Here is a 15,670-nt window from a genome sequence, read left to right as displayed (position 1 = left end):
GTCACCGGTCGACGATCGGTGAGGCCACCGCTACTTCAGACCCCCACCCTACCGAGCCGCACCCGTCCGGGGCGACGACACGGCGAGGCTCGCGTGCGTCCCGTCCCGGTGGGTCGCGGTCAGTGCGTGAGCTGATCGACCAGTTCGGCGGCCGACTGCGCATTGTCGAGCAGTTCCCCGACGTGGGCGCGGCTGCCCCGCAACGGTTCGAGGGTGGGGATGCGGACCAGCGATTCCCCACCGAGATCGAAGATGACCGAATCCCAGCTCGCGGCGGCGATGTCGGCGCCGAACCGGCGCAGGCACTCGCCGCGGAAGTAGGCCCGGGTGTCCGACGGCGGGGTGTGCACCGCGTCGAGCACCTGCTGTTCGGTGACGAGCCGCTGCATCGAGCCCCGCGCGACGAGCCGGTTGTAGAGCCCCTTGTCGAGTCGCACGTCGGAGTACTGCAGGTCCACCATGTGCAGTCGCGGAGCCGACCACGCCAGGTTCTCACGCTGCCGGAATCCCTCGAGCAACCGCAGCTTCGCCGGCCAGTCCAGCAGATCCGCGCACTCCATCGGGTCGCGTTCGAGCAGGTCCAGCACCATCGCCCATTTCTCGAGAATGTCGAGAATGCGCTTGTCGTCGGTACCGTCGTGGAACCGCGCGGCCCGCTCGTGGTAGATCCGCTGCAGTGCCAGCCCGGTCAGTTCCCGGCCGTCCGTGAGCGCGACGGTCTTGCGCAGCGTCGGATCGTGACTGATGTGGTGCACGGCGGTCACCGGGCGGGCGAGCTGCAGGTCGCTCAGGTCCACGCCCGCTTCGATCAGGTCGAGGACCAGCGCCGTGGTGCCTACCTTGAGGTATGTCGACATCTCCGCGAGGTTGGCGTCGCCGAGGATCACGTGCAGGCGCCGGTACTTGTCGGCGTCGGCGTGCGGTTCGTCGCGGGTGTTGATGATGCCGCGCTTGAGGGTCGTCTCCAGACCCACTTCGACCTCGATGTAATCGGAGCGCTGCGACAGCTGGAACCCGGCCTCGTCGCCGTTCTGGCCGATCCCGACCCGGCCCGACCCGCAGATCACCTGCCGGGAGGCGAAGAACGGGGTCAGGCCCGCCACGATCGACGAAAACGGGGTCTGCCGTGCCATCAGGTAGTTCTCGTGGGTGCCGTACGAGGCGCCCTTGCCGTCGACGTTGTTCTTGTACAGCTGCAGTCGCGGTGCGCCGGGCACGCTCGACGCATGCCGGGCGGCGGCTTCCATCACCCGCTCGCCGGCCTTGTCCCAGATCACCGCGTCGAGCGGGTCGGCCACTTCGGGCGCGGAATATTCGGGGTGGGCGTGGTCGACATACAGCCGGGCCCCGTTGGTGAGGATCATGTTCGCGGCACCGACCTCGTCGGCGTCGATCACCGGGGCGGGACCGTTGAACCGGCCCAGATCGAAGCCGCGGGCGTCGCGGAGGGGGGATTCCACCTCGTAGTCCCAGCGGGTGCGCTTGGCGCGTGGCACCCCTTCGGCGGCGGCATAGGCAAGCACCGCCTGGGTGGAGGTGAGAATCGGGTTCGCTGTGGGGTCGTGAGGCGAAGAGATCCCGTATTCGACCTCGATACCGATGATCCGCTGCATAGCGTCGAGCCTAGGCGATGCGGGTGCGCGCGGCGTCGGGACGCCGATCCGGTGGGCCGAGGGCCGGTGCCCGCGCGTGGCGGGCACCGGCCCTCGGTGCCGATCGGAACTCTCTGTGTTCCTACAGGTACTGACCGGTGTTCGACTCGGTGTCGATCGCCCGGCTGGCGCTGGCGTTCTTGCCGGTGACCAGCGTGCGGATGTAGACGATGCGTTCGCCCTTCTTGCCCGAGATCCGGGCCCAGTCGTCCGGGTTGGTGGTGTTGGGCAGGTCCTCGTTCTCCGCGAACTCGTCGACGATCGAGTCGAGCAGATGCTGCACCCGCAGACCCGGCGCGCCGGTCTCGAGCACCGACTTGATCGCGTATTTCTTGCCGCGGTCGACGATGTTCTGGATCATCGCGCCGGAGTTGAAGTCCTTGAAGTACAGGACTTCCTTGTCGCCGTTGGCGTAGGTGACCTCGAGGAAGCGGTTCTCCTCCGACTCGGCGTACATGCGGTCGACGACCCGTTCGATCATCGCCCGGATGCACGCGGCGCGGTCGCCGCCGAATTCGGCGATGTCGTCGGCGTGCACCGGCAGGGTCTCGGTGAGGTACTTGGAGAAGATGTCCAGTGCCGCTTCCGCGTCGGGCCGCTCGATCTTGATCTTCACGTCCAGCCGGCCGGGCCGCAGGATCGCCGGGTCGATCATGTCCTCGCGGTTGGACGCGCCGATGACGATGACGTTCTCGAGTCCTTCGACGCCGTCGATCTCGCTGAGCAACTGCGGCACGACGGTGGTCTCCACATCGGAGGACACCCCCGAGCCGCGGGTACGGAAGATCGAATCCATCTCGTCGAAGAACACGATCACCGGAGTGCCCTCGGACGCCTTTTCCCGCGCCCGCTGGAAGATCATCCGGATGTGCCGCTCGGTTTCACCGACGAACTTGTTGAGCAGTTCGGGGCCCTTGATGTTGAGGAAGAAGGACTTGGCGTCCTTGGAATCCTCGCCGCGGGCCTCGGCGATCTTCTTCGCGAGAGAGTTCGCGACCGCCTTGGCGATCAGCGTCTTTCCGCAGCCGGGCGGCCCGTACAGCAGCACGCCCTTCGGGGGCCGCAGCGCGTACTCGTGGAACAGGTCCTTGTGCAGGAACGGCAGTTCCACCGCGTCGCGGATCTGCTCGATCTGCCGGCCCAGGCCACCGATGTCGCCGTAATCGACGTCCGGGACCTCCTCGAGCACCAGGTCTTCTACCTCGGCCTTCGGTACGCGTTCGAAGGCGTACCCGGCCTTGCTGTCGACCAGCAGGGAGTCGCCCGGCCGCAGCTTGAAGTTGTCCGGCCCGTCGGTCTCGTCGGTGTTCGAGGTGCTCGCCGGGTCGAGGGTGCGGGCCGCCGCGGCGGCCAGGGGCGCGGCCAGCCACACGACGCGTTCCTCGTCGGCGTGCCCGACCACCAGCGCGCGGCGCCCGTCGTCGAGCAGTTCGCGCAAGGTGGTGATCTCGCCGACGCGCTCGAACTCGCCTGCTTCGACGATGGTCAGAGCTTCGTTGAGCCGTACGGTCTGCCCGGGACGGAAGTCGTCGAGTTCGAGATTCGGCGACACCGCCACCCGCATCTTGCGGCCCGAGGTGAACACGTCGACGGTGTGGTCGTCGTAGGTCTCGAGCATCACTCCGTAGCCGCTGGGCGGCTGTCCGAGCCGGTCGACTTCCTCCCGCAGCGTGATCAACTGCTGGCGGGCGTCCTTGAGGGTCTCGAGCAGCTTGCCGTTGCGCACGGTGAGGGACTCGAGGCGGGCTTCGAGGTCGCGTACCCGATCGGACGGTTCGGCGAGCATGCGGCGCAGCGTGGCAACCTCCGCGCGCATCTCGTCGATCTCCCGTGCCGCCGCAACCGCATCCGGATTCTGTGAGTTCATGAGCGACTCCCTCCATGTGGTTATTCCACGCTACCGGGCGTTGGCCGAATGTGTACGACGACACGAAATCGTCGGGTACCGAACAGGTGTCGGTGTGCTCGACCGGCACCTCCCCGGCACCCGGTCAGCGCTGTTAGGCTAACCTAACTATCTGTTTCGTCCCTTGTCCCGAAAGGACCCACTCCGTGACCACCCGAACCCTGTTGGCCGCCGCCGCGGTGGCCGCCGTGGCACTGCTGCCCGCCTGCTCCGACTCGTCGTCGGACACCACCACCACCGACAGCACAGCGACGAGCGCGACCACCACCGCCACCACGACGACTGCCACCGCGGCGGCCCCGGTCGACGCGGCGGTCCTGCAGCAGCCGGTGGACGTGTTCTTCGACCCCGCCGCGACCACCGACGACCGCGTCGCCGTCGTCGAGGACGGCGACGAGCACCGCGCCGAACTCGACCAGTTCACGGGCGTGCTCGCCGGCTACCCGCTCACCGGCACCGTCGGCGAGGTCACCGTCGTCGACGACGACACCGTCACCGCGACCACCGAGGTCGCCGGGCCGCACGGCGGCGCCCCGATGCCTCTGCAATTCAGCCGCACCGACGACGGGCGCTGGGTCCTCGACGACGACGCCGCCTGCTCGATCCTCGAAATGGGCCGGATCACCTGCGCATAATCGCCCCCCGGCCCCCCGGCCCCTCGGACTCCCGGCCCGACGGACTCGCAGCCGCTGGGTCAGCCCTTACCGGCCCGGCGCTGCGGCTTCGGGGTGACGGTGCCCTCGGCGAGTTTGCGCGCCGACACCAGGAACGCCGTGTGCCCCTGCATCCGATGCTCCGGCCGCACGGCCAACCCCACCACGTGCCAGCCCCGCACGATCGACTCCCACGAGCGCGGCTCGGTCCAGCACGCCTGCTCCCGCATCGCCTCGACCACCTTCGACAACTGCGTCACCGTCGCCACGTACACGATCAGCACCCCGCCCGGTACCAGCGCGTCGGCCACCGCCGGCAGCGCATCCCACGGCGCGAGCATGTCCAGCACCGCCCGGTCGACGTGTCCGTGCGCCTCGAGGTCGTAGTCGGCGACATCCCCGAGCGTCAGATTCCAGTTGGCGGGCCGCTCCCCGAAGAACGTCTCCACATTGCGCACTGCGTGGACCGCGTGGTCGTCGCGCACCTCGTACGAGATGACGGTGCCCTCCGGGCCGACGGCCCGCAGCAGCGAGCACGTCAGTGCGCCCGATCCGGCGCCCGCCTCGAGCACCCGCGCACCGGGGAACACATCACCCTCGTGCACGATCTGCGCTGCGTCCTTCGGATAGATCACCTGCGCGCCCCGCGGCATCGAGAGCACGTAGTCGACCAGCAGCGGCCGCAACGCCAGATACGGGGTGCCGTTCGTGGAGGTCACCACCGAACCCTCGTCCGCGCCGATCAGCGCGTCGTGCACGATTCCGCCGCGATGGGTGTGGAACTCCTTGCCCGCCTCGAGCACCACGGTGTATTTGCGGCCCTTGGCGTCGGTCAACTGCACCCGGTCCCCGACCTGGAAGGGTCCGCTGCGCCCGAGTCCGCCTTCTGCCATCACCGTGTCCACCTTCGTCCGATCACCGCGCCGACCTCGGCGCGCGGGACCCCGCATGGTGCCGGTCCCGGGTCTCTAGCGTGCCAGGTCGCGCCCGGCGACCGACCACGCCCCCCACCGACCACGCCCTCACCGGCGGCGGCGCACCCGGTGTGCGCCGCACGGCGCCGCGACTGCCATCATCGGATCCGGCGCCCGGTTCCCACCGGGCGCCGTGCCGTCCCATCCCCACAAGGAGTTCCCGCAGTGAGCGCCGCCTCGTACTACGTGCCCGTCCCCGTCCCCACCGATCCCGGGGCCGACCCCGACGTGAGCATCGAACGTTTCCGGCCCACCGAGCACACCGTGAGCACCTGGGGACCCGACCTGCAGCACGGCGCGCCGCCGTCCGCGTTGCTCGCCCGCGCGCTCGAACGGCACCGGCCGCGCCCGGGCACCCGGCTGACCCGCATCACCGTCGACCTGCTCGGTCCGGTTCCGCTCACCGACCTCGAGGTGCGCACCCGGATCGACCGGCCGGGCCGCAAGATCGAACTGGTCGTCGCCGAACTGTGGGCCACCGCCCCCGACGGCACCGCCCGGGCGGTCGCGCGGGGCACCGGCTGGCGGCTCGAGACCGTCGACCTGCCCGACGTCGCTCGCACCTCGGAGCCGCCGCTGCCGCCGGTCGACACCGTTCCCGCGGGCTCGGTCGGTCACCCGGCGTGGTCGGGCGGATACATCTCTACCCTCGAGTGGCGGGTCGTCACCGAGTTCGGGGTGCCGGGCCCCTCCGCGGCGTGGGTGTGTGCCCCGCTGCCGCTGGTGGACGGCGAAACCCCCACCGGGCTGGACCGGCTGATGACCGTCGCCGACGTCGCCAACGGTGTCGGCTCCAAGCTCGACCCCACCCGCTGGCTGTTCCTCAACACGGAACTGACCGTGCACCTGTTCCGCGCTCCCGACCCCACCTGGGTCGGGATCTCCGCCGAGACGTCCGTGGGTCCCGACGGCGTCGGTATGACCGCCGGGGTGCTCTACGACGAGGCCGGTGCACTCGGCCGCATCGCCCAGAACGTGCAGGTGCGGTCCCGCTGATCGCGAGACCGCACCTGAGGTGAGAGACGGGATGTGCCCGCCGGTAGTTCTTCTCCGGAGAGCTATTCGGCGGCGCGCATCGCGCGGCACGACCGGATGTTCGACGCGAGGATGGCGTGCGCCCCGATCTCGGCGAGACGATCCATCACCGCGTTGTGGCCCTTGCGGGGCACCATGGCCCGCACCGCGACCGACGAGTCGTTCGCCAGCGGGGAGATCGTCGGGGACTCGAGTCCCGGCGTGACCTGCACCGCCTGCTCGAGCAGGTGCTTCGGGCAGTCGTAGTCGAGCATCACGTACTGCTGCGCGAAGACCACGCCTTCGAGCCGGGCGATGAGCTGATTGCGGGCCCGATCGGCACGATCGGAGCCTTCCCGCTCGATGAGCACACCTTCCGAATCGCACAGCGAGTCACCGAACGCCACGAGATCGTGCTGCCGCAGCGTGCGACCCGACCCGACCACGTCGGCGATCGCGTCGGCCACCCCGAGCTGGATGGAGATCTCCACCGCCCCGTCGAGCCGGATCACGGTCGCGTCGAGACCACGGGACTCGAGGTCCCGGCGCACCAGATTCGGGTACGACGTGGCGATCCGCAGCCCGTGCAGGTCCTCGACCGTCCAGTCGCGGCCCTTGGGGCCGGCGTACCGGAACGAGGACCGCCCGAACCCGAGCGAGAGCCGCTCCGCGACGGGCGCACCCGAATCGAGGGCCAGGTCACGGCCGGTGATCCCCAGGTCCAGCTCACCGGACCCGACATAGATCGCGATGTCCTTCGGGCGCAGGAAAAAGAATTCGACGTCGTTGACGGGATCGATGACTGTCAGATCCCGCGAATCGGTGCGGCGCCGGTACCCGGCCTCCTGCAGAATCTCGGCGGCAGACTCGGACAACGAGCCCTTGTTGGGAACTGCGACGCGCAGCATGACGAACGTCCTTTCGGAAAGGGAGGGAAGAATCGACGAGGTCCACGGGCACGGACGGCAGCCACCTCGAAGCGGCGGCGCCGGCCGTCACAGATGCTTGTAGACGTCCTCGAGCTTCAGACCGCGCCCCACCATCAGAACCTGCACCCAGTACAGCAACTGCGAGATCTCCTCGGAGAGCTCCTCATCGGACTGGTACTCGGCGGCGATCCATACCTCGCCGGCCTCCTCGATCACCTTCTTGCCCTGCGCGTGGACACCGGCGTCCAACGCGGCGACGGTGCCGGACCCCTCAGGACGGGTCACAGCACGTTCGGACAGCTCGGCGAACAGGGAATCGAAGGTCTTCACAGGGGTTGATTGTTTCATGCCGCGCCGCTCCCCCCGAATTCAGGACACCACCGCGCCCGGCGCGCGGCTCACCACCCGAGGTTCCGGGCGCTGACGAACCGCCGCGTCGCCCCGCTGATCGGATCTGGGAACTCGAGCGCGCGTGCCAGCAACCGCAGCGGATCGGTGAAGTCGTCCGGGTCGCGGCGCCGGAACACCGGATAGAAGTTGTCCCCCACGATCGGGATCCCCAGCGCCGTCAGGTGCAGACGCAACTGGTGTGTGCGCCCGGTGCGGGGGTGCAGCCGGTACCGGGCCCGATCTCCGTGTCGCTCCAGCAGTTCGATGCGGGTCTCGGAGTTCGGGTCGGTGAAGCTCTGCACGGCGGTCAGCTCACCGTGCTGCTTGTCGATGCGGGTGCGCACGACCTGCGGGAATGCGAGCTCCGGCCGGAACCCGGCGACCGCCTCGTACTCTTTGACCACCAGGTGCCGCTCGAACAGTTCCTGGTAGGGCCGCCGCCAGCGCGGGTCGGTGGTGCACAGCAGCACACCGGCGGTCATCCGGTCGAGCCGGTGCACCGGCACCAGATGCGGCAGGTCCAGTTCCCGGCGCAGCCGCACGACCACCGTTTCCCGGATGTGGGTGCCCCGCGGGATGGTCGCCAGGAAGTGCGGTTTGTCCACCACCACCAGTCGGTCGTCGCGGTGCAGCACCTCCACCGGAAACGGCACCGGCACCTCCGGCGGCGGGTCGCGGTAGAAGTACACGAACCGGGTCGGCTGATAGCGGGTGCCGGCGTCCACCGGCCGGCCGTGTTCGTCGACGAGTTCACCGGCGCTCACGCGGGCCTGCCAGTCCTCCCCCGGGTGACGGGACTGCAGAAATTCGACGATGGTGGCCGCGTCCGTCTCGGCGGGCATACGCAGCCGGTCCGGGCCGAGACCGTCCCGCACCGGCAGCGGGGCTCCGCGCACCTCAGGCCTCGACGGGGTCCGGTACGCACCCCGCGCAGACCAGCGTCAGGTCGCGGCCGTCGCGATCGGGGTGGTTGCGGTACCGCGACGTCGGCGTTCCGCACTCGGTGCACCGGCCCAACACGGTTGCGGCCGGGCTGAATTCGACGTTCATGCGGCCGTCGAACACGTACAGCGAACCTTCCCACAGCCCGTCGTCACCGAATGTCTCGCCGTAGCGCACGATTCCGCCGTCTAGCTGATACACCTCTTCGAAACCGCGGTTGCGCATCAACGCCGACAACACCTCGCACCGCACCCCGCCGGTGCAGTAGGTCACCACCGGACGGGACTTGAGATGGTCGTAACGGCCGCTGTCGAGTTCGGCGACGAAATCGCGGGTGGTCTCCACCTCGGGCACCACCGCATTCCGGAACCGGCCGATCTCCGCCTCGAACCGGTTGCGGCCGTCGAAGAACACCACCTCGTCGCCGCGCTCGGAGACCAACTCGTGCACGGCGCGCGGCGAGAGCGGGGTGCCGCCGCCCACCACACCGTGGTCGTCGACCTTCACCTCGTGGGGCACCCCGAACGTCACGATCTCCGGGCGCACCTTGACCGACAGGCGCGGGAAGTCGTGGCCGGTGCCGTCGGACCACTTGACGTCGGTGTCCTTGAACGCCGGATAGCCGCGCAGTCCGCGCACGTAGCGCTTCACCGCGGCGATGTCCCCACCGACGGTGCCGTTGATGCCGTGCTCGGAGATCAGGATCCGGCCCGTCAGCCCCAGCGACGACGCGAGGGTGTGCTGCCACAACCGGATCGCCTCCGGGTCGGGCAGCGGCGTGAACGCGTAGAACAACACGATCTTGGGAATTGCCATGTCAGCGCGATCCCGACCCGTGGAACTCGCGCAGGTCCGCCACCGTCAGGCCCTCGAGCGTCGACCGGAACACCCGGCGCGGCGAGCCGGGCACCTCCACCAGCGACGGCACCACCAACACCGCGCAGCCCGCGGCCTCGGCGGACGTCGCGCCGGTCGGGGAATCCTCGATGGCCAGGCACTGTGCCGGATCGAGCCCGAGCAACTCCGCGGCCCGCCGGTACGGCGCCGGGTCGGGTTTGCCCGCCGGCACCTCGTCACCGCACACCGTGTGGTCGAAGCGGTCCCGGCCGAGCGTCTCGAGCGCGACGTCGCACAACCGGCGGCCGGTGTTGGTCACCAGCACCTGGCCCAGTCCCGCCGCACGTACCGCATCGAGTGCCGCCTGCGCGCCGGGCCGCCACCGCAGACCCTGAGCGAACAACCCGGCCATGTACGCGTTGAGCCAGTCCTCGGCGGCGGTCTGCTCGTCGGGGGTCGGTTCGAGACCGAGACCGGCGAACGCTCGCCACACCGACAGGTCGAGCGGTCCGCCGATCGTCGCGCGCCGGGTCTCCTCACTCATCGGGCCACCGAGATGCAGCGACAGCTCCCGCATCCCGATGTCCCACAACTGCTCGGACTCGAGCAACGTGCCGTCCATGTCCCACAGCACCGCCTGCAGTCGGGTGGCCCCGATCGACGGTGCAGCGCAACCGGATTCGAGCTGATCAGACATTGAAATACTTGGCCTCCGGGTGGTGCAGCACGAACGCGTCGGTGGACTGCTCGGGATGCAACTGCAATTCCTCCGACAATTCCACGCCGATACGTTCGGGCTCGAGCAACTCGACGAGCTTGATGCGATCCTCGAGATTCGGGCACGCGCCGTACCCGAACGCGAACCGGGCCCCGCGATAGGCGAGCTTGAAGTACTCGGCGATCTCGTCGGGATCCTCGTCGGCGGCGGTGCCGCCCCCGGCGAATGCCAGTTCCTGCCGGATCCGGCGATGCCAATACTCCGCCAGCGCCTCGGTGAGCTGCACGCCGATACCGTGCACCTCCAGATAGTCGCGGTACGCGTCCGCGGCGAACAACTCGTTCGCGAAGTCGGCGATCGGCTGCCCCATCGTCACCAGCTGGAACGGCCACACATCGACCTGCCCCGACGCGAGCGCATCCTCCCGGGACCGCACGAAGTCGGCGATGCACAGGAACCGGGACCGCTGTTGCCGCGGGAACGTGAACCGGAATCGCTCCGGCGCGTCCGGGCGGGGCTCGGTGAGTACCACCACGTCGTCGCCCTCGGACACCGCCGGGAAGTAGCCGTACACCACGGCGGCGTGCTGCAAGATCCCCTCGGTTGCCAACCGGTCCAGCCAGTACCGCAACCGCGGCCGGCCTTCGGTCTCCACCAACTCTTCGTAGCTCGGGCCGTCGCCGCCCCGTTGCCCACGCAGACCCCACTGTCCGAGGAAAAGCGCGCGCTCGTCGATCAGCGACGCATACTCGGCCAACGGGATGCCCTTGACCACGCGGGTACCCCAGAACGGCGGGGTCGGCACCGGAAGATCGGCGGCGACATCGCTGCGCGCAGGCACCACCACCGGTGCCTCCGCGGCCTTGCGCTTCTCCGCGATCCTCTTGCTGCGCTCGTGCCGCTCCTTGCGCTCGGCGGCCTTCCGGGCAGCTTCCAGCGTCTCCGGGCTGTCGGGTGCCGGAGCCTCGCCGCGCTTGACGGCCATCACCTTGTCCATCAACGACAAGCCCTCGAACGCATCGCGCGCGTACGACACCTGACCCTCGTAGACCTCCGCGAGATCGTTCTCCACATAGCTGCGGGTCAGTGCCGCGCCGCCGAGCATCACCGGGAACTGCTCGGCCACCCCGCGGGCATTGAGTTCCTGGAGGTTCTCCTTCATCACCACGGTCGACTTCACCAGCAGACCGGACATCCCGATCACGTCGGCTCGCTTGTCGACGGCCGCGTCGAGAATCGTGGCGATGGGCTGCTTGATCCCGAGGTTGACCACCTCGTAGCCGTTGTTCGACAAGATGATGTCGACGAGGTTCTTGCCGATGTCGTGCACATCGCCCTTGACGGTCGCCAGCACGATCCGGCCCTTACCGTCGGCGCCGGTGGACTCCATGTGAGGTTCGAGGAACGCCACTGCCGTCTTCATCACCTCGGCGGACTGCAGCACGAACGGCAACTGCATCTGCCCCGACCCGAACAGCTCACCGACCGTCTTCATTCCCGACAGCAACGTGTCGTTGATGATCGTCAGCGGCGGCGTCGTCGTCATCGCCTCCGTCAGATCGTCCTCGAGGCCGTTGCGCTCGCCGTCGACGATGCGCCGCTCGAGCCGTTCGAACAGCGGCAGCGCTGCCAGCTCCTGCGCGCGCGACTCCCGCGCCGACGCCGCCGACACACCCTCGAACAGTTCCATCAGCTTCTGCAGGGGGTCGTATCCCTCGCGGCGACGGTCGTACACCAGATCCAGCGCGACCTGCCGCTGCTCCTCGGGGATGCGTGCCATCGGCAGGATCTTCGACGCATGCACGATCGCCGTATCCAGCCCCGCTTCGGTGCACTCGTTCAGGAACACCGAGTTGAGCACCTGCCGGGCCGCCGGATTCAAACCGAACGACACATTCGAGATGCCGAGCGTGAAGTGGATTTCGGGATGTCGCCGGTGCAGTTCGCGGATCGCGCTGATCGTCTCGATCGCGTCGCGGCGGACTTCCTCCTGCCCCGTCGAGATCGGGAAGGTCAACGCGTCGACGATGATGTCTTCCGGCGCGAGCCCCCAGTTCTCCGTCAGATCGGTGATCAGGCGCTCCGCGATCCGCACCTTGTGTTCGGCGGTACGGGCCTGACCCTCCTCGTCGATCGTCAGCGCGACCACGGCCGCGCCGTGCGTGACGACGAGCTGCATGATCCGCTGGAACCGCGAGCCGGGGCCGTCGCCGTCCTCGTAGTTCACCGAGTTCACCGCGCACCGGCCACCGAGGTGCTCGAGACCGGCCTGGATCACGTCCGGCTCCGTCGAGTCGATCATGATCGGCAACGTCGAGGCCGTCGCGAACCGGGACGCCAGTTCCGCCATGTCGGCGGCACCGTCACGTCCCACATAGTCGACGTTCAGGTCCAGCATGTGCGCGCCGTCGCGAATCTGGTCCTTCGCGATATCGAGGCACTTCTGCCAGTCCGCGGCGAGCATCGCCTCCCGGAACGCCTTCGACCCGTTGGTGTTCGTGCGCTCGCCGACCATCAGGATCGACGCGTCCTGCTCGAACGGCACCGCCGTGTAGAGCGACGACACACCCGGCTCCGGCACCGGCGTGCGCGGGGCGGGCGTCACCTCACGCACCGCCGCGGCCACCTGCCGGACATGCTCGGGAGTCGTGCCACAGCACCCGCCCACGAACGCGAGCCCGTAGTCGGCGACGAACCCGGCCAACGCCGACGCCAGTTCCTCCGGACCCAGCGGGTACTCGGCGCCGTTGGGCCCCAGCACCGGCAGCCCCGCGTTCGGCATCACCGACACCGGAATCCGTGCGTGCTGCGTCAGGTACCGCAGGTGTTCGCTCATCTCCGCCGGGCCGGTCGCGCAGTTCAGCCCGATCAGGTCGATGCCCAGCGGCTCGAGCGCCGTCAGCGCCGCACCGATCTCCGAACCGAGCAGCATCGTGCCCGTGGTCTCCACCGTGACATGGGTGACGATCGGCAGTCGCCGGCCCGCCTGCTCCATCGCCAGGCGGCTACCCACGATCGCGGCCTTCGCCTGCAACAGGTCCTGGCAGGTTTCCACCAGGATCGCATCGGCGCCGCCGTCGATCATGCCCAGAGCGGCCTCCGCGTAGGCATCCCGCAACACCGCGTAGGGCGCGTGCCCCAAGCTCGGCAGCTTGGTGCCCGGCCCCATCGAGCCGATCACCATCCGGGGCATCCCGTCGTCGCTCGGGCCCATCTCGTCGGCCACCTCACGGGCCAGACGGGTGCCACGTTCGGACAGGTCACGGATGCGGTCGGCGATGTCGTAGTCGGCGAGATTGGGCAGGTTGCAACCGAAGGTGTTCGTCGAGACCACATCTGCGCCGGCCTCGAAATACGCCCGATGGATCCCCCGGATCACATCGGGCCGAGACTCGTTGAGAATCTCGTTGCACCCCTCCAAACCGCGGAAATCGTCGAGCGAAAGATCCGCGGCCTGCAACATCGTGCCCATCGCCCCGTCTCCGATGACAACGCGCCGCTTCAACGCATCGAGCAAGACAGAGTGCAATGGGGTGGACATGCCCACCAGACTAGTGGGCGGACGAACCGGCCCGGGTCGTAGGCTGGACGAGTGAATGCACGCGAGAACTCCGACACCCCGGACCAGGACGTACCCGTCCTCCGTGATCCGGTGCTCGTTGCCGCGTTCGAAGGATGGAACGACGCAGGCGACGCCGCCAGCGGAGCCGTCGAACACCTCGAACTGATCTGGGACGCCGAACCCTTCGCCGAACTGGACTCCGAGGACTACTACGACTACCAGGTCAACCGTCCCCAGGTCCGGCTCGTCGACGGCGTCAGCCGCGAACTCGACTGGCCCGCCACCCGGCTGTCGGTCTGCGCACTGCCCGGCAGCGAGCGCGACATCGTGCTGCTGCGCGGCATCGAACCCAACATGCGCTGGCGCAGCTTCTGCGACGCCATCATCGAACTCATCGACGACATCGGCGTCCACACCGTCATCCTCCTCGGCGCCCTGCTCGCCGACACTCCCCACACCCGGCCCGTCCCGGTGACCGGCACCGCGTACAGCGCCGAAGCCGCCAAACGCTTCAACCTCGAAAAATCACGCTACGAAGGACCCACCGGGATCACCGGCGTCCTCCAGGACGCCTGCGTCCGCGCCGGCATCCCCGCCGTGTCCTTCTGGGCAGCGGTCCCCCACTACGTCTCGCACCCGCCCAACCCCAAAGCCACCGTCGAACTCCTCCGCCGGCTCGAAGACATCCTCGATGTCGAAGTTCCCCTCGGCGAACTGCCCGTCCTCGCCGAAGAATGGGAAGAGGCCGTCACCGAGATGACCGACGACGACGAAGACGTCGCCGACTACGTCCGCGGACTCGAAGAACGCGGCGACGCCGAAGCCGAATCCGACATCACCGACGACATCTCCAACATCGACGGCGATGCCATCGCCGCCGAATTCGAGCGCTACCTGCGTCGACGCGGTCCCGGCGGACTCGCCCAGTGAGCGCCCTGCGCGCGGCACTCCCGCGCGCGGCGCTCTACACAGGCGGCTTCCTCGGCCCGTTCGGCGGCAGCGTCGTCGTCTCGATGCTTCCCGAGATGGGCGCCGACCTGGGCGTCACGGCCGCCACCGCGGCCACCTCCGTGACCGCCTACCTCGGTGTCTTCGCCGCCGCCATGCTGTTCTCCGGCACCCTCGGTGCCCGCTGGGGCCGGGCCCGCACGGTCCGCCTCGCCTACCTCGCCTACGCGGTGGTGTCCGTCGCCGCCGCGCTCGCCCCCACTCTGACCGTGCTGCTCGGTGCCCGCATGCTCCAGGGCGCGGCCAACGCCTTCACCACACCGCTGCTGCTCGCGGCCCTCGCGTCCCTGACACCGCAGAATCGGCTCGGTCGCGCACTGGGTCTCTTCGGTGCCCTGCAAGCCGCCGGGCTGACCTTCGCGCCGCTCGTCGGCGGGCTCGCCGCCGAGATCGACTGGCGATGGGCCTTCGTGGTGCTCGCCGCCGCCGCACTGGCGCTCGCGTGCATCGGACTACCGGGCACCGTCGACGAGGACACCGCCGGCGAACCCGCCCGGCTTCGCGACGCGCTGCGTCCCCGCATCGTCCGCGTCGGCATCGTGGCGTTGCTCGGCTGGGGTGCGATCGGCGGACTCAACTTCCTCCTCGCCTTCCGCGCCGAGGACGTGTTCGCCCTCACCCCGTCCGAGCGCGGCGCGCTGCTCACCGTCCTCGGGTTCGCCGGCATCCTCACCGCCCGGCGCGTCGGGATCCTCGTCGACCGGATCGGCGCGCGGCGCACCGTCCTCATCGGTGCCGTCGTCGGCGCAGTGCTGGTGGTCACCGTCGGTACGGTGACGAATCTCATGGTCGTCGCCGTCGCCTGGTTCCTCGCGGGCGTCGCCTCGCAATGCGTGCTCGTCGGCGTCAATGCCGCCGTCCTGGGCGATCCCGGAGCCAACCGCGGCGGCGCGGTGTCGGTGGTGCAGGCCTTCCGGTTCGGCGGTGGCGCGTTCGCTCCGCTGGCACTCACGCCCGTGTACTCGGCGGATCCGACCGCCGCGTTCCTCGTGCCCGCGGTGCTGCTCGCCGTCGTCACCCCGCTCGCGATGCCTGCGTCGCCGCGACCTGACAGTTCCGGCAAGGACGGGGTGAGGTCTTCCTGA

13 protein-coding genes are annotated in these 15,670 nt (G+C 69.0%); 4 read left to right on the top strand and 9 right to left on the bottom strand.

Going from position 1 to position 15,670, the window contains the following annotated elements; all coding sequences use genetic code 11:
- Positions 1-119: 119 nt before the first annotated feature.
- Both dop and arc read right to left on the bottom strand, forming a co-directional pair.
- Entirely contained in the window at positions 120-1,613 is a 1,494-nt protein-coding gene (gene dop, locus HF877_RS16465; RefSeq protein WP_169622274.1) for a depupylase/deamidase Dop, read from the bottom strand.
- A gap of 121 nt (positions 1,614-1,734) precedes the next feature.
- Entirely contained in the window at positions 1,735-3,438 is a 1,704-nt protein-coding gene (gene arc / locus HF877_RS16460; protein WP_240952606.1) for a proteasome ATPase, read from the bottom strand.
- 266 nt (positions 3,439-3,704) lie between these two features.
- On the opposite strand from arc, the gene HF877_RS16455 reads away from it, so the two are divergent.
- On the top strand, positions 3,705-4,193 hold the full coding sequence (locus HF877_RS16455) for a nuclear transport factor 2 family protein (protein WP_169622272.1): 489 nt from the start codon (positions 3,705-3,707) through the stop codon (positions 4,191-4,193).
- A 59-nt stretch (positions 4,194-4,252) separates the two neighbouring features.
- Here HF877_RS16455 and HF877_RS16450 read toward each other — a convergent pair whose 3' ends face one another.
- Positions 4,253-5,104 (bottom strand): tRNA (adenine-N1)-methyltransferase, encoded by an 852-nt coding sequence (locus tag HF877_RS16450; RefSeq protein WP_169622271.1) that lies wholly within the window; start codon positions 5,102-5,104, stop codon positions 4,253-4,255.
- Positions 5,105-5,350: 246 nt separating this feature from the next.
- Between HF877_RS16450 and HF877_RS16445 the strand changes: the two genes are divergently transcribed.
- A complete protein-coding gene (locus tag HF877_RS16445) occupies positions 5,351-6,181 on the top strand; it encodes a thioesterase family protein (protein WP_169622270.1) in 831 nt (276 codons plus the stop codon).
- Positions 6,182-6,243: 62 nt separating this feature from the next.
- Here the strand turns inward: HF877_RS16445 and hisG are convergent, their stop codons facing one another.
- From hisG to metH, 6 genes are all read right to left on the bottom strand, one after another.
- On the bottom strand, positions 6,244-7,107 hold the full coding sequence (hisG, locus tag HF877_RS16440) for an ATP phosphoribosyltransferase (RefSeq protein WP_169622269.1): 864 nt from the start codon (positions 7,105-7,107) through the stop codon (positions 6,244-6,246).
- A gap of 87 nt (positions 7,108-7,194) precedes the next feature.
- Positions 7,195-7,476, bottom strand: coding sequence for a phosphoribosyl-ATP diphosphatase (locus HF877_RS16435; RefSeq protein WP_206037218.1), 282 nt, complete (start codon positions 7,474-7,476; stop codon positions 7,195-7,197).
- A 50-nt stretch (positions 7,477-7,526) separates the two neighbouring features.
- Positions 7,527-8,414, bottom strand: a complete 888-nt coding sequence (locus tag HF877_RS16430) for a pseudouridine synthase (RefSeq protein ID WP_169622268.1) — start codon at positions 8,412-8,414, stop codon at positions 7,527-7,529.
- A gap of 1 nt (position 8,415) precedes the next feature.
- Positions 8,416-9,276, bottom strand: a complete 861-nt coding sequence (locus HF877_RS16425; RefSeq protein ID WP_169622267.1) for a rhodanese-related sulfurtransferase — start codon at positions 9,274-9,276, stop codon at positions 8,416-8,418.
- Position 9,277: 1 nt separating this feature from the next.
- On the bottom strand, positions 9,278-9,994 hold the full coding sequence (locus tag HF877_RS16420) for an HAD family phosphatase (protein WP_169622266.1): 717 nt from the start codon (positions 9,992-9,994) through the stop codon (positions 9,278-9,280).
- Positions 9,987-13,556, bottom strand: coding sequence for a methionine synthase (gene metH / locus HF877_RS16415; protein ID WP_169622265.1), 3,570 nt, complete (start codon positions 13,554-13,556; stop codon positions 9,987-9,989). The genes HF877_RS16420 and metH overlap by 8 nt, the downstream gene beginning before the upstream one ends.
- A gap of 51 nt (positions 13,557-13,607) precedes the next feature.
- Between metH and HF877_RS16410 the strand changes: the two genes are divergently transcribed.
- Both HF877_RS16410 and HF877_RS16405 read left to right on the top strand, forming a co-directional pair.
- On the top strand, positions 13,608-14,507 hold the full coding sequence (locus HF877_RS16410; protein WP_169622264.1) for a PAC2 family protein: 900 nt from the start codon (positions 13,608-13,610) through the stop codon (positions 14,505-14,507).
- On the top strand, positions 14,504-15,670 hold the full coding sequence (locus tag HF877_RS16405) for an MFS transporter (protein ID WP_169622263.1): 1,167 nt from the start codon (positions 14,504-14,506) through the stop codon (positions 15,668-15,670). Before HF877_RS16410 ends, HF877_RS16405 begins: the two co-directional genes overlap by 4 nt.

It is taken from the genome of Rhodococcus sp. BL-253-APC-6A1W, assembly GCF_012843405.1.
GTDB lineage: Bacteria > Actinomycetota > Actinomycetes > Mycobacteriales > Mycobacteriaceae > Rhodococcus.
This window is presented reverse-complemented; position numbering and strand designations above follow the sequence as displayed.